This is a genomic window from Lelliottia sp. WB101, from assembly GCF_003051885.1.
GTDB classification, from domain to species: domain Bacteria; phylum Pseudomonadota; class Gammaproteobacteria; order Enterobacterales; family Enterobacteriaceae; genus Enterobacter; species Enterobacter nimipressuralis.
Genome location: NZ_CP028520.1, coordinates 3,882,865 through 3,907,330, shown reverse-complemented (window position 1 = coordinate 3,907,330; position 24,466 = coordinate 3,882,865). Strand labels below are relative to the sequence as shown.

The window sequence follows — 24,466 nt, the reverse complement described above, 5'->3', positions numbered from 1 at the left end:
ACGTACCTCGTTAGCTCTGCGCGACTTTTCGCGGGATAAACTCATTCGCTACGGCTTCGCCCTGAAGCTGGAGCGCGCGCGGCTGCGGGATTTCCGGGATAGCCACATCCAGATGCGGGAACAGCAGTTCGCCGACGTTGTATGCTTCTTCCAGATGCGGATAGCCAGACAAGATAAAGCTGTCGATACCCAGATCGGCATACTCGTTGATCCGCGCCGCGACCGTAGGGCCATCGCCCACCAGCGCCGTACCCGCGCCACCGCGAACCAGGCCTACACCCGCCCACAGATTCGGGCTGATTTCGAGATTATCTTTGTTGCCTTTATGCAGGGAGGCCATCCGGTGCTGCCCTACGGAATCAGTCTTCGCAAAGGCTGCCTGCGCTTTGGCAATGGTGTCATCGTCCAGATGAGAAATCAGCCGGTCGGCGGCCTGCCAGGCTTCGGCGTTCGTTTCTCGCACGATGACGTGCAGGCGAATGCCGAAGCGCACTTTGCGCCCATGCGCGGCGGCTTTGGCGCGCACCTGCTCAATTTTCTCTTTCACCAGCTCAGGCGGCTCGCCCCAGGTCAGATAGAGATCAACCTGTTCAGCGGCCAGATCCTGCGCGACATCTGACGATCCGCCAAAGTAGAGTGGGGGACGCGGCTGTTGCACCGGCGCAAACAGCAGCTTCGCATCGCGAACGTGTATATGTTTGCCCTCGTAGGTGACGGTTTCGCCCTCCAGCAGACGGCGCCAGACGCGGGTAAATTCCGCGGAAGCCTCGTAGCGCTCCGTGTGATCGAGGAACACGCCGTCGGCGGCCAGCTCCTGCGGGTCGCTGCCGGTCACCAGGTTAAACAGGGCGCGGCCATTGGAAAGGCGATCCAGCGTCGCGGCCTGACGGGCGGCAACGGTTGGGGAGACCACGCTCGGGCGCAGGGCCACCAGGAATTTCAGGCGCTGCGTGACCGGGATCATCGAAGCGGCCACCAGCCATGCATCCTCGCAAGAGCGCCCTGTCGGGATCAGCACGCCGGTAAAACCGATTCTGTCGGCGGCCTGCGCGATTTGCTGCAGATAGCCGTAGTCCACCGGGCGCGCGCCCTCTTCGGTGCCAAGATAATGCCCATCACCGTGGGTCGGTAAAAACCAGAACAGATTCAGACTCATGATTTCGATCCTTCTTTGTCAGAGGGTTGCCAGATACGCTCGCGAATATCGATTTTTTTCGGCACGAGACGGTTCTCGTAGAACAGATCTGCGGTTTGCTGCTGCAGGACAGCGGTTTTAGCGTCGACGGGCTTAATCACCGTCGTCGGGCGATGATCCAGATAGCTGGCGATCACCGGCTCCGGCAGGCCCATGGTTTTGGCGAGCAGGGCGATGCTTTCCTGACGCTGACTCTGAGTCAGCGCATCCGCCTCGCTAAAGGTCTGCAGCACACCCTGAACAAAGACGCCGTTCTTTTCCGCATACGGGCGCGCGGCAAGATAGAACGAACCGGTCTGCTTCAGCGTTTCGCCATCTTTCAGCACCCGAACGCCGCCCTGTAATAAGGCGGCAGAGTAGTACGGGTCCCAGATCGCCCAGGCATCAACATTATTTTGCTGGAACGCCGCGCGGGCATCCGCCGGGGTTAAGTAGACTGGCTGAATATCCTTGAACGTCAGACCCGCCTGTTGAAGGGCGCGCAAGAGCAGGTTGTGGGAGCTGGAACCTTTTTGGAAGGCGACTTTGTGGCCTTTCAGATCGGCGACGGTTTTGATCGGGCTGTTTTCAGGCACCAGAATCACTTCCGCTTTCGGCTTTGGCGGCTCGACGCCGACATAAACCAGATCCGCTCCGGCAGCTTGGGCAAAAATAGGAGGGATGTCGCCGGTACTGCCCAAATCAATACTGCCGACGTTCAGCGCCTCCAGCATCTGCGGCCCGGCCGGGAACTCGATCCATGAGAATTTTGTGTCCGGATAGCGCTTCTCCAGCAACTGATGGCTTTTCGCCAGCACCATGCTGACGCTGCCTTTTTGATATCCGATACGCAGGCTTTCAGGCGCCGGTTCCGCCGCCTGTGCAAGTGCAGAAATAGCGAACAGGGCGGTCAGAAGATATTTAAACATGGGCGACTCCTTTCAGACGGCCAAAGGCGGGGGCTTGCACATCGCGGCGATGCAACGCCTGCCAGAAGGTTTCCAGCGCGCTATCAAGGCGCAGGTGCAGGTTCGGGGTAAACTGCGGTTTATGCTGGTAATCGATCACCTGAGAGTCATCGGCAAACACCCCGTGCAGGATCTCCTGGGCTTTGAGGGCATTCAGGACTGGCTTGAGGGCGTAATCCACCGCCAGCATGTGCGCAACGGTGCCGCCGGTCGCCAGCGGAAGAACCACTTTTCCCTCCAGCGCACGTTCAGGCAGAAGATCGAGCAGGGTTTTCAGCGCGCCAGAGAAAGAGGCTTTATAGATCGGTGTCGCCACGATCAGCCCGTCGGCCCCTTTAAGCTGTTCGATCAGGGCCTGTAATGCCGGGCTGTCGAAACGGGCATAAAGAAGATCTTCCGGCTCAAAGTTTTGCAAGTTCCAGTGGCACACCTCGACGTTCAGCGAGTTGAGCTGTTCGCGGGCGTATTCCAGCAGGGCGCTGGAGCGAGAAGGGAAACGCGGACTTCCGGCCAACGTGATGACGCGCATGTTTGCTCCTTATAACTATTTGTTTGCTTTTATCTAACATTCATAACAATTTTCACGAGTGTGACATTGCACGGTTATTCCACTAAATGATTTATCTGAAATTAAAATGCCGAAAATTGCATAAGAAAGAGGCAGAAAGGAAAACGATTGCGCTTTACGATGATTTTTTGCCACAGGTCAATTCCCTTTCCTGGCGCGATCGCTGATAATCCGTGTCCGGTTTGCATACCGGAATCCAGGAGAGTTCATGTACTACCCCTTCGTTCGTAAAGCCCTTTTTCAGCTCGATCCAGAGCGCGCTCATGAATTGACATTCCAGCAGTTACGCCGCATTACAGGAACGCCTCTTGAGGCGCTGGTGCGCCAGAAAGTGCAGGAAAAACCTGTCCAGTGCATGGGCCTGACGTTTAAGAACCCACTGGGTCTGGCAGCAGGTCTCGACAAAAATGGTGAGTGCATTGACGCCCTTGGCGCGATGGGGTTTGGCTCCATCGAAGTGGGCACCGTGACGCCGCGCGCGCAGGACGGGAACGACAAGCCGCGCCTGTTCCGCCTGGTTGAAGCAGAAGGTTTGATCAACCGAATGGGCTTCAATAACCACGGTGTTGATCATCTGGTAGAGAACGTTAAAAAAGCCCATTTTGACGGTGTGCTAGGAATTAATATCGGCAAAAATAAAGATACGCCGGTTGAGCAGGGTAAAGATGACTATCTGATTTGTATGGAAAAAGTCTATGCCTATGCCGGTTATATCGCGATAAATATCTCTTCGCCAAATACCCCTGGCTTGCGTACGCTGCAATATGGTGAAGCGCTGGACGATCTGTTAAGTGCGATTAAAAATAAACAGAATGAACTCCAGGCGACCCATCATAAATATGTTCCGATTGCCGTTAAGATCGCCCCGGATCTTTCTGTCGAAGAATTGATCCAGGTTGCCGACAGTTTGGTTCGCCATAATATTGATGGTGTTATTGCCACCAATACTACGCTCGATCGCTCCCTCGTGCAGGGAATGAAAAACTGCGACGAAATGGGTGGCTTAAGTGGTCGTCCGGTACAATTAAAAAGCACCGAAATTATTCGTGCCTTGTCGGCGGAATTAAAAGGTCGCTTACCGATCATCGGCGTGGGCGGGATCGACTCTGTCATCGCGGCTCGCGAGAAGATGGCGGCAGGTGCCTCACTGGTGCAAATCTATTCCGGCTTTATTTTTAAAGGCCCACAATTGATTAAAGAAATCGTTAATCATATCTAATCTTTTCTCCATATCAGACAACCAGGGCTTTATTTCCAGCCCTGGTTGTTTTATATTCCGTCTTTGTTGCTTATTTAGACATTATGGTCTTTTATTATTGATGTTATAAACGAAGCGATAATTTGGACATTTTAAGAACAGGACGTTGTGGGGAAGGAGAGGAAAATGCGAATAAAACCTGACGATAACTGGCGCTGGTATTTTTGCGAAGAGCACGATCGAATGATGCTCGATTTAGCCAATGGTATGTTATTTCGCTCTCGTTTTGCTCGCCGAATGCTGACCCCGGATGCGTTTGCACCCTCAGGCTTTTGTGTTGACGATGCAGCCCTGTTTTTCTCTTTTGAAGAGAAATGTCGCGATCTTATTCTCTCTAAAGAGCAGCGTGCCGAGCTGGTGCTGAATGCGCTGGTGGCGATTCGCTTCCTGAAACCGCAGATGCCAAAAAGCTGGCACTTTCTTGCTCACGGGCAAGCATGGTCCCCGGTCACCGGCGATGCGGCCTGCGTCAATCTCAGCGATACTTCGGAAGAGGTGAGTTTGCTGGTGGTTGAGCCGGGCGAAAACGCCGCGCTCTGTTTGCTGGCGCAACCCGGCGTGGTGATTGCCGGGCGCACAATGCAATTGGGTGATGCGATTAAAGTGATGAACGACCGGCTTAAACCGCAACTGCGTATGGATTCCTTTAGCCTCGAACAGGCTGTTTAGCGCTCTAGCTGCAACGACGTTTTCGGAATGCAGCTACAGCACAGAATCGTACCATCTTCGCTTACGGCTGATTTCTTCAGCGCCGTCACTTCGCCATCGACCAGAGTGATGCGACAGCTTCCACAGATCCCCGCACGACACGAATAGGGCACGCGGATCCCCGCTTGTTCCAGCTGTTCAAGCAGTACCTGCTGATTATTCCCCGGTAAGGTTTGTCCCTCCCACTGAAGCGTCACTTTTGTGACAGGCTGCGTTTCAGCTTCAAGCGCTTCTTCTTCCGGCCCTGGGCCGTAAACTCGGGCAGGACCTGTTGCGAGGATCTCAATCTCGTCGCCGACGCGAATCACGCCGCTGGAGCGTGGGATCAGGTTCTGACCAAAATCGACATCGCCGTTATCCTGTGCAGTGCGGAAAGACTGCAAGGTTTTCAGCGGCTCGCCGGAAGGGTGTTTTTGCCCTTTTTCCGGGCTGATAGTGGTGAAAATGCAGCGGCTGCACGGTTTCACCACATCAAAGATCACGCTGCCGATACGGATCACTTTCCAGGTATCTTCTTCCCAGGCCTGTGCGCCCGTCACGACCAGATTCGGGCGGAACTGCTCCATCTGCACGCTGGCGGAACAGCGGTTTTGCAGATCGCGCAGGGAGGCGTCATTCGTCAGCAGATAGGGAAAACCGTCGGCAAAGGAGAGGGGAACGGCTTCGAAAAGCTTCACGCGGCGCGTAAGCTCCGGGCCGACCCAGCGCAGCTGCACCGCGCGGGAGAAGAAACCGCTCAGCCAGGTGTTAATCTCTTCCGGGGCGATGCGGGCGGTAAAATGGTTACCCCACACTTCTGTCGGGGCATCAACGGGGGCAAAATCAGTAAAGCGTGCAATCACGCTTGAGCCATCCGGCGCCGTCAAATGCAGGCCGTCGTGCAGCGGAGCCGGGATAAAACGCACCATCTGTGGGAACTGGCGGGCGGTGATGAAGGTGCCGTCCGGTTCGGTAATCATAAAAATGCGATCGAAGGCAAAGCCGCTGACGTCAGCAAGCGCGTGGGTCAGGCCAATACCACGCATGGATTTGACTGGATGAATAAAAAGCCTGGATAACGTCGCCACTGTTCACGCCCTCGAACGATTTGAAAATAAGCCTTCAACTTTATGACATAGAGCGCATATTAGCTATAATGCGCAGCAATTTTCTACGAGTAATAAGTGACGATATGAATTCTCTGTTTGCCAGTACGGCCCGTGGGCTGGAAGAGCTGTTAAAAACTGAACTGGAAAGCCTTGGCGCGCTTGAGTGTCAGGTGGTTCAGGGTGGTGTCCACTTTGAGGGCGACACACGGCTTATTTACCAGAGCCTGATGTGGAGTCGCCTGGCGTCGCGCATCATGTTGCCGCTGGGTGCCTGCAAGGTCTACAGCGACCTTGATCTGTATCTCGGTGTGCAAGCGATCGACTGGACAGAGATTTTCGCCCCGGGTGCGACCTTTGCCGTGCATTTCAGCGGGCTGAACGACGAAATCCGTAACAGCCAGTACGGTGCACTGAAGGTGAAAGACGCCATCGTCGACAGCTTCACGCGTAAAAATCTTGAGCGCCCGAACGTCGATCGTGAAAATCCCGATCTGCGCATCAACGTGTGGCTCAATAAAGAGACCGCCAATATTTCTCTGGATCTCTGCGGCGAAGGCCTGCACCAGCGCGGTTACCGCGATCGCGCCGGTATTGCGCCGATCAAAGAAAACCTGGCTGCGGCCATTGTGATGCGCTCTGGCTGGCTGCCGGGCACGCCGATGATCGACCCAATGTGCGGTTCCGGCACCTTGCTGATTGAAGCGGCCATGCTGGCCACCGACCGCGCGCCAGGGTTACATCGCGGGCAGTGGGGCTTTAGCGGCTGGGCACAGCATGATGACGCCATCTGGAAAGAGGTCAAAGCCGAAGCGCAGGTCCGTGCACGTAAAGGCCTGGCTGATTACACCTCCCGTTTCTACGGCTCGGACAGCGACGCTCGCGTAATTGAACGCGCGCGCAGCAACGCCCGCCGCGCTGGTATCGGCGAACTGATCGACTTCGAGGTGAAAGACGTCTCCCAGTTAACCAACCCGCTGCCGAAAGGCCCTTACGGTACGGTGATCAGTAACCCGCCGTACGGCGAACGTCTCGATAGCGAACCGGCGCTGATTGCGCTGCACAGCCTGCTGGGTCGCACCATGAAGGATTATTTCGGCGGCTGGAATCTGTCGTTGTTTAGCGGTTCTCCAGAGCTGCTGAGCTGCCTTCAGCTCCGCGCCGAGCGTCAGTTCAAAGCCAAAAACGGCCCGCTGGACTGCGTACAGAAAAACTACCATCTGACCGAGAAAGATGGCGACAGCAAGCCATCGACGGTGGCAGAAGACTACGCTAACCGTCTGCGTAAGAATCTGAAGAAATTCGAAAAATGGGCGAAACAGGAAGGCATTGAATGCTATCGCATTTACGATGCCGATCTGCCGGAATATAACGTTGCGGTTGACCGCTATGCGGACTGGGTCGTGGTGCAGGAATACGCTGCGCCGAAAACCATTGATGCCCAAAAAGCGCGCCAGCGTTTGCTGGACATCATCGCGGCGACAATTGGCGTGATGGGCATTGCGCCGAACAAACTGGTCCTGAAGACCCGTGAGCGTCAGAAAGGGACCAATCAGTATCAGAAAATGGGCGATAAGGGCGACTTTATCGAGGTGGGCGAATACAATGCGCGCCTGTGGGTGAACCTGACAGACTATCTCGACACCGGTCTGTTCCTCGATCACCGTATTGCGCGTCGTATGCTGGGCCAGATGAGCAAAGGGAAGGACTTCCTGAACCTGTTCGCTTATACCGGCAGCGCCAGCGTTCATGCGGGCCTGGGCGGTGCGCGTAGCACCACCACGGTAGACATGTCGCGTACCTATCTGGAGTGGGCTGAGCGCAACCTGCGTCTCAACGGCCTGACCGGTCGTCAGCATCGTCTGCTGCAGGCCGACGTACTGGGCTGGCTGCGCGATACGGATGAACAGTTCGATCTGATCTTCATCGATCCGCCGACCTTCTCCAACTCCAAGCGTATGGAAGACACCTTCGACGTTCAGCGCGATCACCTGCGTCTGATGACCGACCTGAAACGTTTGCTGCGTAAAGGCGGCACCATTATGTTCTCGAACAACAAACGCGGCTTCCGCATGGACAATGACGGGCTGGAAAAACTGGGGCTGAAAGCACAAGAAATCAGTCAAAAAACGCTGTCTCAGGACTTCGCCCGTAACCGTCAAATTCACAACTGCTGGTTGATTACCGCAGTCTGAAAGGAAATTTAAATGTCATTAATTAGCATGCACGGCGCATGGCTGTCCTTCAGCGATGCGCCACTTCTCGACGATACAGAACTGCACATCGAAGACAACGAACGCGTCTGTCTGGTGGGCCGTAACGGCGCGGGTAAATCCACGCTGATGAAGATCCTCAACCGTGAGCAGGGTCTGGACGATGGACGTATCGTTTATGAGCAGGATCTGATCGTTTCTCGTCTGCAACAGGATCCGCCGCGCAACGTCGCAGGCAGCGTCTATGATTTTGTCGCCGAAGGGATCTCCGAGCAGGCCGAATACCTGAAGGGGTATCACGATATTTCGCATCTGGTGATGACCGATCCGAGCGAAAAAAACCTCAACGAGATGGCGCGCCTGCAGGATTTGCTGGATCACCACGGCCTGTGGCAGCTGGAAGACCGCATCAATGAAGTGCTTGAGCAGCTTGGCCTTGAAGCCGATATGGCGCTGGCTTCTCTGTCTGGTGGCTGGCTGCGTAAAGCGGCGCTGGGCCGCGCACTGGTCTGCGGGCCAAAAGTGCTGCTGCTCGATGAACCGACGAACCACCTGGATATCGAGACCATCGACTGGCTGGAAGGGTTCCTGAAAACCTTCAATGGCACCATTATCTTTATCTCGCACGACCGCTCGTTTATCCGCAATATGGCCACCCGTATTGTCGATCTCGATCGCGGCAAGCTGGTCACGTATCCGGGCGATTACGACACTTATCTGCTGGAAAAAGAAGAAAACCTGCGCGTTGAAGAGCTGCAAAACGCCGAGTTTGACCGCAAACTGGCGCAGGAAGAGGTGTGGATCCGTCAGGGCATCAAAGCGCGTCGTACGCGTAACGAAGGCCGCGTGCGTGCCCTGAAAGCGATGCGTAACGAACGCAGTCAGCGCCGTGAAGTGATGGGCAGCGCGAAGATGCAGGTCGAAGAGGCCTCTCGCTCAGGCAAAATTGTCTTCGAAATGGAAAACGTGAACTACCAGGTCGACGGCAAAGTGCTGGTGACTGATTTCTCCGCGCAGGTTCAACGCGGCGATAAAATTGCGCTGATCGGCCCGAACGGCTGCGGTAAATCCACACTGTTGAAATTGATGCTGGGCCAGCTACAGGCTGACAGCGGCCGCGTTCACTGCGGGACTAAACTGGAAGTGGCCTATTTCGATCAGCACCGTACTGAGCTTGATCCTGAAAGAACGGTGATGGATAACCTGGCAGAGGGCAAGCAAGAGGTGATGGTTAACGGTAAACCGCGCCATGTGCTGGGCTATCTGCAGGACTTCCTGTTCCATCCAAAACGCGCCATGACGCCTGTTCGCGCGCTCTCCGGCGGGGAACGTAACCGACTTCTGCTGGCGCGTTTGTTCCTGAAACCCAGCAACCTGTTGATTCTCGATGAACCGACGAACGATCTGGATGTCGAAACCCTGGAACTGCTCGAAGAGCTGATCGACGGCTATCAGGGCACCGTGATGCTGGTGAGCCACGACCGTCAGTTTGTAGACAACACCGTCACCGAATGCTGGATTTTTGAAGGCGAAGGTCGTATTGGTCAGTATGTGGGCGGTTATCAGGACGCGCGTGGGCAACAGGCGCAATCCTTAGCGCATAAACAGTCCAAATCTAAAACGGGATCGCAACCGCCTGTCGCAAAAGCAGAAACTGTCAAAAAGCCGACGGTTAAAATGAGCTATAACCTGCAGCGCGAGCTGGAAGGATTGCCGCAGCGTCTTGAAGAGCTGGAAACGCAACTGGAAGCATTACAGGCTCAAGTTGCTGATGCATCCTTCTTTAGCCAGCCACACGACTATACTCAGAAAATATTGGCAGAGCTTTCCCAGGCCGAAAAGGCGCTGGAAGAGGCATTTGAGCGCTGGGAGTACCTTGAGGCACTCAAAAACGGCGCATAAACAGGGATACCCGATGTGTGATCAGCACCATGCCGACCGGCATATTTTATGCTCGCAATGCGATATGCTCGTGGCGCTGCCTGAGATGGGTCACGGACATAAGGCGGCATGCCCCCGTTGTGGGGCAACGCTGACGACAGAGTGGGACGCGCCAAGGCAGCGTCCCACTGCTTATGCGCTTGCGGCACTGTTTATGCTGCTGCTCTCGAATCTTTTTCCGTTCATCTATATGAAAGTCGGCGGGATGACCAGCGAAGTCAATTTGCTGGAGATCCCAGGCGTCATGTTCTCGGAAGATTACGCCAGCCTTGGCACTTTCTTTCTTCTCTTTGTGCAAATCGTTCCGGCGTTTTGCCTGGTCGTGATTTTACTGCTGGTAAACCGCGTCCGGATGCCCATTAAAGTCAAAATCCTGCTTGCCCGGATTCTTTTCCAGCTGAAAAGCTGGGGGATGGCGGAGATTTTCCTCGCGGGGATTTTGGTCAGTTTTGTGAAGCTGATGGCCTATGGCGATGTCGGCATCGGCAGCAGTTTTGTTCCCTGGTGTCTGTACTGCATGCTACAGCTGCGCGCTTTCCAGTGCGTCGACCGTCGCTGGGCCTGGGATGATATTGCGCCTGCGCCAACGCTAAACCAGACCGTTAAAGTGGGCGTGCCCGGAATTCGCCAGGGATTACGCTCCTGTACGTGCTGCACCGCCATTCTGCCTGCTGATGTGGAAGAGTGCCCGCGTTGTGGCACCAAGGGGCATGTGCGGCGCAAAAACAGTCTGCAATGGACGATGGCCTTACTGGTCACCTCCATCATGCTTTATCTGCCGGCCAACATTTTACCCATTATGATCACGGATCTGCTGGGAGATAAAATGCCTTCGACGATCCTGGCCGGGGTAGTGTTGCTGTGGGGCGAGGGATCTTATCCGGTGGCGATGGTGATTTTCATTGCCAGTATTATGGTTCCCACCTTAAAGATGATCGCGATTGCCTGGCTGTGCTGGGATGCCAAAGGCCATGGAAAGCGCGACAGCGAACGCATGCATCTGATTTATGAAGTCGTCGAATTTGTTGGCCGCTGGTCAATGATCGACGTGTTTGTGATTGCCGTTCTCTCCGCGCTGGTGCGCATGGGTGGACTGATGAGTATTTATCCCGCTATGGGCGCGCTGATGTTTGCGTTGGTCGTTGTCATGACGATGTTTGCGGCCCTGACTTTCGACCCGCGTTTATCCTGGGATCGTGAGCCAGAGTCAAGCCATGAGGAAGAGTGAAAGCATGGAAAATAAGAGTGGAGAGGCGAAAGTGCAGAAGGTCAAGAACTGGTCGCCGGTGTGGATCTTCCCCATCGTCACAGCGCTGATCGGAGCCTGGATCCTGTTTTATCATTACAGCCATCAAGGGCCGGAAGTGACGCTGATCACGACTAACGCCGAAGGCATTGAAGGGGGCAAAACCACCATCAAGAGCCGCAGCGTTGACGTGGGTGTCGTTGAGAGTGCGACGCTGACTGACGATCTCACGCACGTTGAAATCAAAGCGCGCCTTCATTCCGGCATGGAGAAGCTGCTGCATGGCGATTCCGTCTTCTGGGTGGTCAAACCGCAGGTAGGACGCGAAGGGATCAGCGGCCTGGGTACGCTGCTTTCCGGGGCTTACATTGAGCTTCAGCCCGGCGCGAAGGGCAGCCAGCCTGGACATTATCAACTGCTGGATGCACCGCCGCTTGCGCCGCCAGACGCGAAAGGTATCCGGGTGACCCTCGACAGCAAGAAAGCGGGGCAGCTCAGCCCTGGCGATCCGGTGCTGTTCCGTGGTTACCGCGTGGGCTCGGTGGAAACCAGTACCTTCGATGCGCAAAAACGCACTATCAGCTATCAGCTGTTTATCAATGCGCCAAACGACCGTCTGGTGACCAGCAACGTACGCTTCTGGAAAGACAGCGGTATCGCGGTGGATCTGACGTCGGCGGGGATGCGCGTAGAGATGGGTTCTCTGACCACGCTGTTTGGCGGCGGGGTGAGTTTTGACGTGCCTGAGGGGATGGATCTGGGGCAGCCGGTCGCACCTAAAACCGCGTTCAGACTGTTTGACGATCAGAAAAGCATTCAGGATGCGCTCTATACCGATCATGTCGACTATCTGATGTTCTTCAAGGACTCTGTTCGCGGCCTGCAGCCAGGTGCCCCGGTGGAATTCCGTGGTATCCGCCTGGGTACAGTAGGTCAGGTGCCGTACTTTGTGCCGGGTCTGAATCAGGTGCTGGATGACGACTATCGTATCCCGGTGTTGATCCGCATTGAACCAGAACGGTTACTGGCCCAGATTGGTCAGAACCAGGACATCGGCACGCATATTAATCAGCTGTTGAGTCGCGGGTTACGTGGCTCGCTGAAAACCGGCAACCTGGTGACGGGCGCCCTGTATGTGGATATGGACTTCTATCCGAAAGCGCCAGCGATTACCGGTGCGCGTGAATTCGGTGGTTATACCATTATCCCAACCGTCAGCAGCGGTCTGGCGCAGATCCAGCAGCGCCTGATGGAGACTCTGGATAAGATTAACAACCTGCCGTTGAATCCGATGCTTGAGCAAGCGACCAACAGCCTGACGGAAAGCCAGGCCACGATGCGTCGTCTGCAAACCACACTGGATAACATCAACAAAATTACGGCTAACCAGTCGATGCAGCAGCTTCCGCAGGATATGCAGAAAACGCTGCGTGAGCTTAACCGCAGTATGCAAGGCTTCCAGCCAGGTTCGGCGGCGTATAACAAGATGGTGGCGGATATGCAGCGCCTGGATCAGGTCCTGCGCGAACTGCAGCCGGTTCTGAAAACGCTGAATGAGAAGAGCAACGCGCTGGTATTTGAAGCGAAGGACAAAAAAGATCCTGAGCCGAAGAGGGCAAAATAATGAAAAAATGGCTATTAATCGTCGGAGCACTGGTTTTAACGGCCTGTAGTTCAGGAAGCGATACCAAGAGTTACTACCAGTTGCCGATGGGGGCTCAGACGGGCGGGCAAAGCAGCGCCAGCCAGGGACATCGCCTGCTGTGGGTTGAGCAGGTCACGATCCCCGATTCCCTCGCCGGCAACGGTGTGGTGTATCAGACCAGCGACGTGCAGTATGTGATTGCGAATAACAATCTGTGGGCCAGCCCGCTGGATCAACAGCTGCGCAATACGCTGGTGGCGAACCTGAGCAGCCAGTTGCCCGGATGGGTTGTTGCCTCACAGCCTTTGGGCAGCGACCAGGATACCCTCAACGTCAATGTGACGGGTTTCCATGGACGCTACGATGGCAGAGTGGTGATCAGCGGTGAGTGGCTGCTAAACCATCAGGGGCAGCTGATTAAGCGCCCGTTCCATCTTGAGCTGAAACAGCAGGAGGATGGTTACGACGCTATGGTGAAAGCCCTGGCCCAGGGCTGGGCACAGGAATCTGCCAGCATCGCCCAGGAGATTTCTCGCCTGCCATAAGCAAAATTCATGATGTTAAGCCGCCATCCGCGTTTCGCTGATGGCGGCTTTTTTTTCGGTTTTTGTTCAGGCTGTTACTTGTTCCAGCTCACAATTTTTGTACAAATGATCTTCTGTGTAGCTCACAAATATGACACTGGCGTGAATTTTGCGCATTGACGCATGGCGTGATTCGGGTTATTCGTTATCTGTGTTTGCACGTTTTGCATACACTGTTTTCTTTCCACCAGACCAAAGAATGAGGGAAACGAGGCATGAAGAGACAGAAACGAGATCGCCTGGAAAGGGCTCATCAACGTGGTTATCAGGCTGGCATCGCTGGACGCTCAAAAGAAATGTGTCCTTATCAGACGATAAATCAAAGGTCACAATGGCTGGGAGGCTGGCGAGAAGCCATCGGAGACAGGGTACTTCTTGCTTGATAACGTCTCTTTAAAAACAGAAACCTCCGCCATGCGGAGGTTTCGCCTTAGTTGCTCAAGCACTACTTAAGCAAAATCAGAACGCAGAAGTGTCCTGGAACAGACCGACTTTCAGGTCACTGGCGGTATAGATCACACGGCCATCAACCAGCACTTCACCGTCTGCCAGACCCATCACCAGACGACGGTTCACGATGCGTTTGAAGTGAATACGGTAGGTAACTTTCTTCGCGGAAGGCAGAACCTGACCGGTGAATTTCACTTCACCCACGCCCAGCGCGCGACCTTTACCTTCGCCGCCCAGCCATCCGAGATAGAAGCCAACCAGCTGCCACATCGCATCCAGGCCTAAACAGCCAGGCATTACCGGATCGCCGATAAAGTGGCAACCGAAGAACCACAGGTCTGGATTGATATCGAGTTCCGCTTCCACGTAACCCTTGTCAAAGTTGCCGCCGGTTTCGGTCATTTTCACGACACGGTCCATCATCAGCATGCTAGGTGCCGGTAACTGCGGGCCTTTAGCGCCGAACAGTTCACCACGACCAGAGGCAAGAAGATCTTCTTTTGTATAGGATTCGCGTTTATCTACCATGTTCTCAGTAAGCCTTATTTTAGTGAAGCACGCAGGATAGCTAACACGTGTACGCTGAACAAGTCCGATCAGTTCGGGCTAAACCAGCTTAACCAGCGTAACGGCCATGGATAACGATGACGAGCATCCTGTTGCATCGCCTGCGCGATACGCTCCTGGATAGTTTGCATCAGCGTTGTTTGCACTTCGCCATCCCAGACCTGATTTGTCAGTAAGGGTAGCGCATCCGTGACATCGTCGATGGCCCAGATACTGAATTGCTCTGCATACACCGCATCCAATACCGCCTGGCTCAGGCTCAGATGGCGTGCGTTTGGCGCAGGAATAATCACGCCCTGTTTGCCACTCAATCCACGCTGCTGGCATATAGAGAAGAAGCCTTCGATTTTCTCATTCAGACCGCCAACCGGCTGAGCGCGACCAAACTGATCGACAGAGCCGGTGATAGCAATGCTCTGGTTAACCGGCACATCCGCAAGCGCACTGATAACAGCACAAAGCTCGGCCATAGACGCGCTGTCGCCGTCCACTTCACTGTAAGACTGCTCAAAGGTCAGTGAGGCGGAGAAGGGCAGCTGTTGCTCCAGCTGAAGCTGTGACATCAGGAAGGCCTGCATAATCATCATGCCTTTAGCATGAATGTTGCCGCCCAGCTCGGCTTTGCGCTCAACGTCAGTAAATTCGCCGTCGCCAATGTGGATGACGCAGCTGATACGTGAAGGTTCGCCAAAGGCACGCGGATGACCAGGGAACTCAATGACGGACAGGGCGTTGATTTGCCCCACACGCTCGCCTTCGGTTTCCACGAGGATCTGTTCCAGCAGGATTTCATCCTGCATACGATCCGCGAGATATCCTTCCCGCCATTCGCGCTGTGCCAGCATCTGGGCGAACTGCTCACCGGTAAAAGTACCCGGCCCGCTAATGACACCTGTTTCGCGCAGTTGCTTGCTGATCCACAGCGGACAGAGTGGCAGAGTTTCCTGATCGCCCGTGTCACGTGCAGCTTCACGAATAAGACCTGTCCAGGCATCTGCGGCAGGGATCGGAAGAGCATAACGTGCCGCGACGGCCAGCACCCATTGGCACCATTGCGTCACGTCGTCTGCATCGGCGATCTGGATGTTATCTTCAAATTCGGTGTATACGGCCTGATCGGCAAGTTCCGGTTCCATCTCCTGGAAATCCGCCAGAGACTCACGATCGCCTGTCAAAATCACTTTCAGTGACAGAGGCATCGATGGAATAGCGACAGGCAGCGGGCGGGACTCATCATAGGCAATCCAGTCGAAACGCTGATGCGCCACAATGTTCTTCAGACGCATCCACAGCAGCGGCTGTGCAAGCAGCGTTCGCAGAGAGATGATCAGGACACCGCCATTGGCTTTGTGCACCAGTCCCGGCTGGATACTGAGCTGACCGTTAAAGTGACGAAGACAGCCAAACAATTGCTCCGCTTCGGCCCACTCGGCGGTAATGACCTCGCCGGTAGCGGCAAAATTATTATCAGCCTGCGTGGCGGGTTCGAAAGTGACATCACTTCCCACGATACGATATTGTCCGCCAAAAACGGTGTCCGTTTCTGGTTGCAATTGACGCACGGCATCGGCCATCAGAGCCAGGTATTCAGCTTCTTCTGGCGCCTTCAGTAACATGAAGGGGGAGGTTGTCCATGGGCTTAACGTCTGTTCAAGCGCGTAATGTAAACGCGGTTGCGTATCGCTAAGGATGAAGTCGTGTTCTTTTGCGAGGTCTGGCTGTGCAAACAGTTCCTGATAGCTCTCAGTATCAGGAACCAGGTCACGCCATGCTAGTTTCGTAATGGTCAAAGTTGATGTTTTTTAGTTAGATGTAAAACGGTGGATTATACCGCAAGCCTTGACCCATTCCCACGTGGTATTAGGGATTTCAGGCGGGGAATGCGCGGTAAGGGGTCACTGGATATGATTTCTTTTCAGCAGATTGCCAAAAAACTGATATTCTGAACATAGTTACGAGGTAACACTGAGATCGCGATGAAATATCAACAACTGGAAAATCTCGAAAGCGGCTGGAAATGGAAGTATCTGGTCAAAAAGCATCGAGAAGGCGAGCTGATCACCTGCTACATCGAAGCCAGTGCTGCAAAAGAAGCGGTAGATTTATTGCTGACCCTCGAAAATGAGCCGGTGCAGGTCAACGGCTGGATCGAGAAACACATCAATCCTGCTCTGCTAAACCGCATGAAGCAGACCATTCGTGCGCGCCGCAAACGCCATTTCAACGCGGAGCATCAGCATACCCGTAAGAAGTCTATCGACCTGGAGTTTATGGTCTGGCAGCGATTAGCGGGGCTTGCTCAACGGCGCGGGAAAACCTTATCGGAAACGATCGTGCAGCTCATTGAAGATGCGGAGCATAAAGAGAAATACGCGAGCCAGATGTCTACGCTTAAAAATGACCTTCAGGCGATGCTGGGTAAAAAATAGTTTCTCATTTTCTTCAGCCAATAAAAAACCCCGCATAGCGGGGTTTTTTTATAAGACGATAACTTATGCCGCAGGCTGAGTTACAACGTCTTTGATACCTTTAACTTCGATCTCAACGCGACGATCTGGTGCCAGGCAGTCGATCAGTGCAGCGCGAGCTTTCACGTTGTCACAGGTATTGCCAGTCACTGGGTTAGATTCGCCCATACCACGTGGGGAGATCTTGTTAGCTGGGATACCTTTAGATACCAGGTAATCAACTACAGACTGAGCACGTTTCTCGGACAGGTTCTGGTTGTATGCGTCAGAACCGATACGGTCGGTGAAGCCCAGAACAACTACAGAACCATCTTTAGGGTCGAGGTTGCTCAGCTGGGTGTACAGCTGATCCAGTGCCTGCTGACCTTCTGGTTTCAGAGTTGCTTTGTTGAAGTTGAACAGAACGTCAGACTTCAGAGTGAAGTGCTTGGTCTGTACTTCTGGAGCTGGAGCCGGAGCTGGAGCAACGATCGGAGCTGCATCTTCCTGCTGGCCGAAACGGTAGGAAACACCTACGCTCAGCATGCCGTTGTCAGGACGAACGCCAACGGTGTTACCGTCGCCGATGTTGTTAACCCACTGGTATTCCAGACGGGTAGCGATGTCACGGGTCATTGCCCACTCTACGCCACCAGCGAATACTGGAGAAACACCAGTGTCGTGGTCGTCGCCAGAACGGCTGTTGCTGGAGTCAGCGCGCCATACCATGCCGCCCAGACGAGTATAAACGTCCAGATCGTCAGTCACTGGGTAACCCAGTTTAGCGGTCAGCTGTACGCCTTGAGCTTTGAATGCGCCGTTAACGGTGTCGCCTTTGTATGGCATACGACCTAACCAGTCGTAACCCATTTCAAAGCCAACATACGGGTTAACCTGATAGCCACCAAACGCACCTGCACCGAGCTGGCTTTCGTGAGTTGGGCCATCGTTGTTCAGGGAGCTGTTGTACCAGCCAGTGTCGTGGAACTGAGACCAGCCCAGTTTGCCACCTGCATACCAGGTATTATCTTTCGGAGCGGCCTGCGCTACGGTAGCGAAGCCAGCCAGTGCCACTGCAATCGCGATAGCTGTCTTTTTCATTTTTTGCGCCTCGTTATCATCCAAAAATCGCCATGAAGATCTCGTCGAGAAATCACGGTTAAATCCTTCACCGGGGGGCGAGCTCAAACTAGTAACTCTACCGATATCTTCGGCTTAGACCGAGCACCCCTGGCGATGTAAAGTCTACAACGTAGTTGAAAACTTACAAGTGTGAACTCTGTCAGGCATATGAAAAAAAAAGTTCCGTATACAAAATATTTAACATTTTTTGCGAGTATTTTATGCAGTAAAATTAACGGAAACCGCGCCAGACAAGCGTTGACGAAGTTTTTAGTCAGGGAACTATTTGCACTTACGACTGTCAAAAAAAGTTCCAGGAATACTCTTAAATTTACTCAATGATACAAATTAGAGTGAATTTTTAGCCCGGACAGGTGTCCTCTGCCGAGAGAATCAAGACGAATTGGGCGCATAATGAACCCGATCGCATCACCTTCTTCAGCAGCTTCAGCCAGACGAAAATGCTCTTCCTCCGTCAATTCCTCTGACAACCAACCGATTACCACACTGTAATTTCCGGTGCGCAAAGCGCGAACCATCGAATCAACCGTATGACATGGCGAAACCAGGCTGCTCTGCATCATTTTGGTGAGCGGCAGACCCGCCGACTGCACCCATTCGCGGCTCAATTTCTGCTGCGGGGTTAACCACAGCTGCCAGCGTGACTGCTGACCAAGTTGTTGTAAAAGCGGCAATAAAAGCAGCTGCGTCATCAAGGGCTGGTCTTCGCGATATACGATTTCACTGATCAAACCGGTAGAAACACGCCCGGAGGTTTTCTGCGCGCCATTACCCGCGGAAGAAGAAAAAGAGGTTAAGCGATTTGCATAGTCTGAAGTGTGCATAATCATTCCAGCCCTGTAGTTACTGTATGAATATACAGTAACCCCTGTACGTCTAAAGATCAACCTCATTTTCGGAAAGCGTCTCGCAAAATTGGTTCGATATTGGCGTGTCCTGCAAAATAATCTTGCCGAGTGACAATAAGTTTTCTATTTTCCTGCTAACGGATCCGGTAGTAAGAAAAACACATCGTTAATGTTTGATTTATATGGTGAATATCATGAAAAAGATATCTTATGAACGGATCTATAAGTCCCAGGAATACCTCTCTCCGTTGGGTGAAATCCATCATCGTGCCCTTTTCGGTGGGTATACCCTGGCGGTGAATGAAGCCGTGTTTGCGATGGTCTCTGATGGCGAGCTTTACCTGCGTGCCTGTGAACAAAGCGCTCAGTACTGTGTAAAACAGTCCTCTTCATTTTTAACCCTGTTGAAACGGGGTAGGCCTGTACTGCTGAACTATTACCGGGTGGATGACGGGCTATGGCAGGACAGGGAAAGGTTATTGCAACTTTCCAGTTTTGCACTTGAAGCCGCCCGTCAGGAGCGCTCTCTACGGCATCAGAGGCGGCGACTCAAAGATTTGCCCAACCTGACGTTTCAGATTGAAGTGCTTCTCTGCGAAGCTGGCGTCACCAGCGAAACCATGCTGAGGGCGCTAGGGGCAGAGGAGTGCTGGCTGAAAATCAGGGCCAGAAATAAGAACCTGGGGATCAGAGTGTTGTTTGCGCTCGCAGGGGCAATAGAAGGAACGCATGAAGCTGCGCTCCCGACGGTCAGACGCCGGGAGCTAACGGAGTGGTTTAATGCGCTTCCTGTACTGCCGGATAATCATTCCGATAGGTAGCAATCTGCTGCTGCAACCGGCAGATTTCGGGCAGAAGTGCAATGAGCAGACCGATTTGTTGGAGTATGAGTGGCGCCTTGTTATCCGTACCAGGATCGCAATGCGCAATGCGCTGGCTCAGTTCGTCTATGGCACTCTGCACGCGCGGTTCGTCTGCGGGACGATGATGGAGAGCATCGTCAACGTAGCATACCGCGTCATCCAACAGAGCGAGGATGTTCGGATCGGTTAGCTGCTCACGATGCGCGCCCAACGTTGAAATGTAACTGGTGAAGGTGTGGTTCAGACACAGCAGACGAAAGGCGACTTCCCGGATTTCTGCGGTAGCACGCGGCTCCGTTGACATGTTTGACACCACCGACGCCAGTTCTGCATCGCGGTTATGGGCATCCCGTCGGGCAATGCGATACGCCAGACGGTTATCGCGGCCCTGATGATATTGCTCAAGGATCGCATCCAGATAGCGACAGTTCGCATTCATGGCGAGATCCAGGGCGCGTGGCAGATTGCGAAAACGCCAGTCCGGCCAGATAAAACTGACCGCGGCCCAGGCAATCGCGCAGCCTATCAACGTATCGATCACGCGTGGCAGGGCGACTTCGAACCCTTCGCCCAGCAGGTTAAAGCACAGCAGCACCAGCAGGGTAATAAACATGGTGGCATGGGCATACTGAACATTACGGAAGGCGAAGAACAGCACGCCCGTAATGACTATCAGGATCAGTTGCCCTTCAACGGAAGGAACAAAGTACAGCACCGGCAGGCCGATTGCGACGCCGACCAGCGTGCCGATCACGCGTAGCGCCAGTCGATGGCGGGTGGCGTTATAGTTCGGCTGGCAAACAAACAGACTGGTGAGCAAAATCCAGTAGCCGTGATGCAGGCCGGTTATCTGGATAAAGGCGTAACCGACGCACAGCACAGCAGACATTCTCACGGCATGGCGGAACAGCGCCGATTCCGGCGTGAAGTTGCGGCTTAACCGCAGCCACATGTCCGCGAAGCCGTGCGGACTGTCATCGGCAAGCTGATTTTCGACCTCACTACCCGGCACTGACAGCGCCTGTTCAGACTGAATAGTCGCTAGCTGCGCATCGATGGCGCGTAAATTGCTGAGCAAGAACCCCAGCGCTTTCATCTGTTCTGGCGATGTGCCGCTGGCCTGCACCCGATCGAGCGCCGCATCAAGATGGCTGAACGCACGCTCGAAGCGAGGGTCATGCTGGTAGGGGGTTCGCAGCAGAATCGATCGCGCAAGTTGCTGGCAGGCCTGAGACTGCATCGACAGCATCCGCTGGAAGCGGAACATCACGTCGCTATAGCGAAACTTCTCGCGCAGCGCGGCGTACTGGATATGCGATGAGCTGGCGCGCTCATGTATATCCTGGGCGACGAAGTAGTAATGCAGCGTTTGCCGCGTGCCGCGCTGGCCGCGATCGCCACGAAGACGCGTCAGCAGAGAGGCTTTGGTTTGATTCAGCGTGGTAACCAGTTGGCCGTTAGCCAGCGCCAAATCGTAAAGCGGCGCCTTGCTCTCTTCTTCAATGTCGGGATCGAAAAGCCTGGATTTCAGTTCCAGGTAGTGCGCCAGCTGCTCGTAGCTGCGGGCGAGATTATCCTGCAAGGGGCGAATCGGAAAGATAAGGTGACCGGTTAAGGTCAGCAGGTTATACCAGATTGCGCCCACCAGCAGCAGCAGGGGCTGCTGATACCACTGGTCGTAAAGGGAAACGCCCAGCATGGTATAGATCGCAATCAATAACGCGCCAAAGGCAATCGTGGCGTAGCGCTGCCCCAGCCCGCCCAGCAAAATAAAACCGCTGGTCGAGATCATCAGCCCAAGGGCAAAAAGCCAGGGCCACGGGAAGAGCAGTTCTACAGACGCGGAGGCGATGAAAAAGCAGATCAGCGTAATCACCAGGTTACGCAGCCGCCCGGCCAGACGATCGTCCAGATCCGCCAGTGCTCCGGCTACCACTCCCAGAGTGAGAGGGATCGTGAGCTTAATCTCACCCAGCCACCACGGCACGGCAGCCGCACCGCAAAGCGCGATAAAAATCCTGACGTTATAGAGCCAGGCACTGTTCCATGTGTATCTGCGAAGCAAAGGGCTTAGCATAAAGGCGGCGTATCCTTATTTACTGAAAACGACGACGGGCATTGGCTTCACGTGCGGCCCGGGCGACTTCCACGGGAACCACGCGGCGACCGACGGGCCAGAGCGCAATCGCGGCAATCTTGAAGTTGGCGATACCGACCGGGATACCAATAATCGTAATACACTGGGTAATCCCGACCGCGATGTGCATCAGGCACAACCACCAGCCAAAGAAGATCAGCCATAAAATATTAAGCAACGTGCCGCCGGTATTCATCAGCACACTTTTGCTGTCCGGGTTGAGTTCATCAACGTGAACCGCTTCATTTCCGTAGGGCACCAGGGAGAGTTTGGTGATCTCCCAGCATGAACGCGTCAGGGGAAGCGTGAAGATCAGCACGATGCTGACAAGAGTGGCGAAAAGCCAGGAAAGAGTGGTGGCAAAACCGCCAAGGACAAAATTCAAAATATTCAGAACGGTACGCATAAACCCTCACTTCCTTTCGATATGATTAAAGCCTGATGATTGTAACGTTTTTTTAGGCTGGAGCACCTGAAAACTGGCGGTTAAACTAATGAGCAAACTATCACTTCGTGGATCAGGCTGGACATGGAACTAAAAGCAACATCATTAGGCAAGCGCCTGGCGCAACATCCGTACGACAAGGTTGTCCTTCTCAACGCCGGGGTGAAAGTTTCCGGCGAACGCCACGAATATCTTATTCCATTCAATCAGTTGCTGGCCATTCACTGCAAGCGCGGCCTGGTGTGGGGCGAGCTGGAGTTCGTCCTGCCTGCCGATAAAGTCGTGCGTCTGCACGGTACGGAATGGGCTGAAACTCAGCGCTTTCATCATCATCTGAATACCCTCTGGCAGCAGTGGAGCGCAGAGATGAGCCAGGTGGCCGAGCAAGTATTGCAGCAGGTTTTGGCGGATATCGCGCAGAGTCAGGAGCAAAAAAAATGGCTGACCCGCGCCCAGACGGCGGGGATGCAGCAGCGCATTCAGCAGGCGCTGACCGCGCTGCCACTGCCTGTTTCTCGTCTTGATGAGTTTGAAAATTGCCGTGAACCGTGGCGCAAATGTAAAGCATGGCTGACGGATATCGACCGAAGCCGACTGGCGCACAACCAGGCCTGGACGGATGAGATGCTGACCCAGCACGCTGAGTTTTTCAAAAATATCGAATCGTCGCCGCTAAATCCGGCTCAGGCGCGTGCGGTGGTGAACGGAGAACACTCGCTGCTGGTACTTGCGGGCGCGGGCAGCGGTAAGACCTCTGTGCTGGTGGCGCGAGCCGGATGGTTGCTCGCACGGGGTGAAGCAACGGCGGATCAGATTTTACTCCTGGCCTTTGGCCGCAAGGCGGCGCAGGAGATGGACGAACGCATTCAGGAACGTTTGCACACGCGTGATATCAGCGCGCGAACCTTCCATGCGCTGGCGCTGTATATTATCCAGCAGGGCAGCAAAAAAGTGCCGGTTATCAGTCAGCTGGAAAACGATACCCAGGCCAGGCTGTCGCTGTTTGTCACCACCTGGCAGCAGCAATGCAGTGAGAAAAAGGCGCAGGCAAAAGGGTGGCGGCAGTGGCTGGAAGAAGAGTTGAACTGGACTGTGCCGGAAGGCAGTTTCTGGCAGGATGAGAAACTGGCGCGCCGCCTCGGTTCACGCCTCGATCGCTGGGTAAGCCTGATGCGCATGCACGGTGGCTCGCAAGCGGAGATGATTGAGAATGCGCCAGAAGAGGTGCGGGCGCTGTTTTCCAAACGCGTCAAACTGCTGGCTCCGCTTCTCAAAGCCTGGAAATCAGCGCTGAAAGAAGAGAATGCTGTGGATTTCTCGGGTCTGATTCATCAGGCGATTATCATCCTCGAAAAAGGGCGTTTCGTGAGTCCGTGGAAGCATATTCTGGTGGACGAGTTTCAGGATATCTCTCCGCAGCGTGCGGCGCTGCTGGCGGCGCTGCGCGCGCAAAATAAACACACCTCACTCTTCGCGGTGGGCGATGACTGGCAGGCAATTTACCGCTTTAGCGGTGCACAGCTGTCGCTGACCACGGCGTTCCACCACTATTTTGGCGAGGGTGACCGCAGCGATCTCGACACCACGTACCGTTTTAACTCGCGCATCGGCGAAATCGCCAACCGCTTTATTCAGCAGAACCCCCATCAGCTGGTGAAACCCCTGAACAGTCTCTCCGCCGGGGATAAAAAAGCGGTGACGCTGTTGCCGCAGGATCAGCTGGAACCCTTGCTGGATAAGATGAGTGGGTATGTCAAAGCCGAGGAGCGGATTTTGGTGCTGGCGCGTTATCACCATCTGAAACCGGCGATCCTCGAGAAAGCCGCCACGCGCTGGCCTAAGCTCACGCTCGATTTCATGACCATCCATGCCAGCAAGGGGCAACAGGCGGATTACGTGATTGTCCTTGGGCTACAGGAGGGGAGTGACGGCTTCCCGGCACCGGCTCGGGAATCGGTGATGGAGCAGGCGCTGCTGCCTGTGGTAGAGGATTTCCCGGATGCAGAAGAGCGACGTCTTCTGTATGTGGCCATCACGCGCGCACGGCATCGCGTCTGGCTGTTGTTTAACAAAGACGAACCCTCACGCTTCGTGGAGATTCTGAAGAGTATCGATGTGCCGGTGGCGAAGAAGCCTTAAGGATAAAAGCCGGGACAGGCGGAGCCGCCGCCCGGCA

21 protein-coding genes are annotated in these 24,466 nt (G+C 54.4%); 11 read left to right on the top strand and 10 right to left on the bottom strand.

What is annotated here, in order from left to right; genetic code table 11:
- Positions 1-10: 10 nt before the first annotated feature.
- From ssuD to ssuE, 3 genes are read right to left on the bottom strand one after another with little or no spacing between them, the layout of a single operon-like run.
- A complete protein-coding gene (gene ssuD / locus DAI21_RS19045) occupies positions 11-1,156 on the bottom strand; it encodes an FMNH2-dependent alkanesulfonate monooxygenase (RefSeq protein WP_100780698.1) in 1,146 nt (381 codons plus the stop codon).
- Positions 1,153-2,103: a sulfonate ABC transporter substrate-binding protein gene (locus DAI21_RS19040; RefSeq protein ID WP_107703925.1), complete on the bottom strand. Its 951-nt coding sequence runs from the start codon at positions 2,101-2,103 to the stop codon at positions 1,153-1,155. The genes ssuD and DAI21_RS19040 overlap by 4 nt, the downstream gene beginning before the upstream one ends.
- Positions 2,096-2,671: an NADPH-dependent FMN reductase gene (gene ssuE, locus DAI21_RS19035; protein WP_100780696.1), complete on the bottom strand. Its 576-nt coding sequence runs from the start codon at positions 2,669-2,671 to the stop codon at positions 2,096-2,098. The genes DAI21_RS19040 and ssuE overlap by 8 nt, the downstream gene beginning before the upstream one ends.
- A gap of 247 nt (positions 2,672-2,918) precedes the next feature.
- On the opposite strand from ssuE, the gene pyrD reads away from it, so the two are divergent.
- On the top strand, positions 2,919-3,929 hold the full coding sequence (gene pyrD / locus DAI21_RS19030; protein ID WP_107703924.1) for a quinone-dependent dihydroorotate dehydrogenase: 1,011 nt from the start codon (positions 2,919-2,921) through the stop codon (positions 3,927-3,929).
- Positions 3,930-4,094: 165 nt separating this feature from the next.
- Entirely contained in the window at positions 4,095-4,637 is a 543-nt protein-coding gene (gene zapC, locus DAI21_RS19025; protein WP_100780694.1) for a cell division protein ZapC, read from the top strand.
- Here the strand turns inward: zapC and DAI21_RS19020 are convergent.
- Complete coding sequence (locus DAI21_RS19020; protein WP_107703923.1) at positions 4,634-5,743, bottom strand: YcbX family protein; 1,110 nt, start codon at positions 5,741-5,743, stop codon at positions 4,634-4,636. The genes zapC and DAI21_RS19020 overlap by 4 nt on opposite strands.
- A 104-nt stretch (positions 5,744-5,847) precedes the next feature.
- Between DAI21_RS19020 and rlmKL the strand changes: the two genes are divergently transcribed.
- From rlmKL to rmf, 6 genes are all read left to right on the top strand, one after another.
- Positions 5,848-7,956: a bifunctional 23S rRNA (guanine(2069)-N(7))-methyltransferase RlmK/23S rRNA (guanine(2445)-N(2))-methyltransferase RlmL gene (gene rlmKL, locus DAI21_RS19015; RefSeq protein WP_107703922.1), complete on the top strand. Its 2,109-nt coding sequence runs from the start codon at positions 5,848-5,850 to the stop codon at positions 7,954-7,956.
- Positions 7,957-7,968: 12 nt separating this feature from the next.
- Complete coding sequence (locus tag DAI21_RS19010; RefSeq protein WP_107703921.1) at positions 7,969-9,876, top strand: ABC transporter ATP-binding protein; 1,908 nt, start codon at positions 7,969-7,971, stop codon at positions 9,874-9,876.
- Between the two features lie 13 nt (positions 9,877-9,889).
- On the top strand, positions 9,890-11,143 hold the full coding sequence (gene pqiA / locus DAI21_RS19005; RefSeq protein WP_100780690.1) for a membrane integrity-associated transporter subunit PqiA: 1,254 nt from the start codon (positions 9,890-9,892) through the stop codon (positions 11,141-11,143).
- Positions 11,144-11,147: 4 nt separating this feature from the next.
- Positions 11,148-12,785: an intermembrane transport protein PqiB gene (gene pqiB, locus DAI21_RS19000; protein ID WP_100780689.1), complete on the top strand. Its 1,638-nt coding sequence runs from the start codon at positions 11,148-11,150 to the stop codon at positions 12,783-12,785.
- Positions 12,785-13,351 (top strand): membrane integrity-associated transporter subunit PqiC, encoded by a 567-nt coding sequence (gene pqiC, locus DAI21_RS18995; protein WP_102105591.1) that lies wholly within the window; start codon positions 12,785-12,787, stop codon positions 13,349-13,351. Before pqiB ends, pqiC begins: the two co-directional genes overlap by 1 nt.
- Positions 13,352-13,605: 254 nt before the next feature.
- Positions 13,606-13,773, top strand: coding sequence for a ribosome modulation factor (gene rmf, locus DAI21_RS18985; RefSeq protein ID WP_100780687.1), 168 nt, complete (start codon positions 13,606-13,608; stop codon positions 13,771-13,773).
- A gap of 76 nt (positions 13,774-13,849) precedes the next feature.
- Here rmf and fabA read toward each other — a convergent pair whose 3' ends face one another.
- Together fabA and DAI21_RS18975 are read right to left on the bottom strand one after the other, a co-directional pair.
- Positions 13,850-14,368, bottom strand: coding sequence for a bifunctional 3-hydroxydecanoyl-ACP dehydratase/trans-2-decenoyl-ACP isomerase (gene fabA / locus DAI21_RS18980; RefSeq protein WP_064325594.1), 519 nt, complete (start codon positions 14,366-14,368; stop codon positions 13,850-13,852).
- Between the two features lie 68 nt (positions 14,369-14,436).
- Positions 14,437-16,197, bottom strand: coding sequence for a Lon protease family protein (locus DAI21_RS18975; protein ID WP_107703920.1), 1,761 nt, complete (start codon positions 16,195-16,197; stop codon positions 14,437-14,439).
- Positions 16,198-16,383: 186 nt separating this feature from the next.
- On the opposite strand from DAI21_RS18975, the gene matP reads away from it, so the two are divergent.
- Positions 16,384-16,836 (top strand): macrodomain Ter protein MatP, encoded by a 453-nt coding sequence (gene matP, locus DAI21_RS18970; RefSeq protein WP_100780685.1) that lies wholly within the window; start codon positions 16,384-16,386, stop codon positions 16,834-16,836.
- Between the two features lie 63 nt (positions 16,837-16,899).
- On the opposite strand, the gene ompA is transcribed toward matP, so the two are convergent.
- Positions 16,900-17,955 carry a porin OmpA gene (ompA, locus tag DAI21_RS18965; protein WP_107703919.1) on the bottom strand — a complete coding sequence of 352 codons (1,056 nt, stop codon included), beginning with the start codon at positions 17,953-17,955 and terminating at the stop codon, positions 16,900-16,902.
- Between the two features lie 356 nt (positions 17,956-18,311).
- The gene (gene sulA / locus DAI21_RS18950; RefSeq protein ID WP_102105589.1) at positions 18,312-18,821 is read right to left on the bottom strand and encodes an SOS-induced cell division inhibitor SulA; all 510 of its coding nucleotides are present in this window, start codon (positions 18,819-18,821) and stop codon (positions 18,312-18,314) included.
- Between the two features lie 218 nt (positions 18,822-19,039).
- Between sulA and DAI21_RS18945 the strand changes: the two genes are divergently transcribed.
- Entirely contained in the window at positions 19,040-19,666 is a 627-nt protein-coding gene (locus tag DAI21_RS18945; RefSeq protein ID WP_107704294.1) for a TfoX/Sxy family DNA transformation protein, read from the top strand.
- Here DAI21_RS18945 and yccS read toward each other — a convergent pair.
- The gene (gene yccS, locus DAI21_RS18940; protein ID WP_107703918.1) at positions 19,623-21,785 is read right to left on the bottom strand and encodes a YccS family putative transporter; all 2,163 of its coding nucleotides are present in this window, start codon (positions 21,783-21,785) and stop codon (positions 19,623-19,625) included. The genes DAI21_RS18945 and yccS overlap by 44 nt on opposite strands.
- Before the next feature lie 19 nt (positions 21,786-21,804).
- Positions 21,805-22,251, bottom strand: coding sequence for a YccF domain-containing protein (locus DAI21_RS18935; RefSeq protein WP_107703917.1), 447 nt, complete (start codon positions 22,249-22,251; stop codon positions 21,805-21,807).
- Between the two features lie 123 nt (positions 22,252-22,374).
- On the opposite strand from DAI21_RS18935, the gene helD reads away from it, so the two are divergent.
- Entirely contained in the window at positions 22,375-24,429 is a 2,055-nt protein-coding gene (gene helD / locus DAI21_RS18930; RefSeq protein ID WP_107703916.1) for a DNA helicase IV, read from the top strand.
- The last annotated feature ends 37 nt before the right edge of the window (positions 24,430-24,466 follow it).

Coding starts and splice junctions, on each gene's coding strand:
- DAI21_RS19010 (WP_107703921.1), top strand. CDS start 7,969: ATGTCATTAATTAGCATGCACGGCGCATGGCTGTCCTTCAGCGATGCG.
- rlmKL (WP_107703922.1), top strand. CDS start 5,848: ATGAATTCTCTGTTTGCCAGTACGGCCCGTGGGCTGGAAGAGCTGTTA.
- ompA (WP_107703919.1), bottom strand. CDS start 17,955: ATGAAAAAGACAGCTATCGCGATTGCAGTGGCACTGGCTGGCTTCGCT.
- DAI21_RS19040 (WP_107703925.1), bottom strand. CDS start 2,103: ATGTTTAAATATCTTCTGACCGCCCTGTTCGCTATTTCTGCACTTGCA.
- DAI21_RS18935 (WP_107703917.1), bottom strand. CDS start 22,251: ATGCGTACCGTTCTGAATATTTTGAATTTTGTCCTTGGCGGTTTTGCC.
- ssuD (WP_100780698.1), bottom strand. CDS start 1,156: ATGAGTCTGAATCTGTTCTGGTTTTTACCGACCCACGGTGATGGGCAT.
- pyrD (WP_107703924.1), top strand. CDS start 2,919: ATGTACTACCCCTTCGTTCGTAAAGCCCTTTTTCAGCTCGATCCAGAG.
- pqiB (WP_100780689.1), top strand. CDS start 11,148: ATGGAAAATAAGAGTGGAGAGGCGAAAGTGCAGAAGGTCAAGAACTGG.
- matP (WP_100780685.1), top strand. CDS start 16,384: ATGAAATATCAACAACTGGAAAATCTCGAAAGCGGCTGGAAATGGAAG.
- pqiC (WP_102105591.1), top strand. CDS start 12,785: ATGAAAAAATGGCTATTAATCGTCGGAGCACTGGTTTTAACGGCCTGT.
- yccS (WP_107703918.1), bottom strand. CDS start 21,785: ATGCTAAGCCCTTTGCTTCGCAGATACACATGGAACAGTGCCTGGCTC.
- ssuE (WP_100780696.1), bottom strand. CDS start 2,671: ATGCGCGTCATCACGTTGGCCGGAAGTCCGCGTTTCCCTTCTCGCTCC.
- zapC (WP_100780694.1), top strand. CDS start 4,095: ATGCGAATAAAACCTGACGATAACTGGCGCTGGTATTTTTGCGAAGAG.
- fabA (WP_064325594.1), bottom strand. CDS start 14,368: ATGGTAGATAAACGCGAATCCTATACAAAAGAAGATCTTCTTGCCTCT.
- sulA (WP_102105589.1), bottom strand. CDS start 18,821: ATGCACACTTCAGACTATGCAAATCGCTTAACCTCTTTTTCTTCTTCC.
- DAI21_RS18945 (WP_107704294.1), top strand. CDS start 19,040: ATGAAAAAGATATCTTATGAACGGATCTATAAGTCCCAGGAATACCTC.
- pqiA (WP_100780690.1), top strand. CDS start 9,890: ATGTGTGATCAGCACCATGCCGACCGGCATATTTTATGCTCGCAATGC.
- rmf (WP_100780687.1), top strand. CDS start 13,606: ATGAAGAGACAGAAACGAGATCGCCTGGAAAGGGCTCATCAACGTGGT.
- helD (WP_107703916.1), top strand. CDS start 22,375: ATGGAACTAAAAGCAACATCATTAGGCAAGCGCCTGGCGCAACATCCG.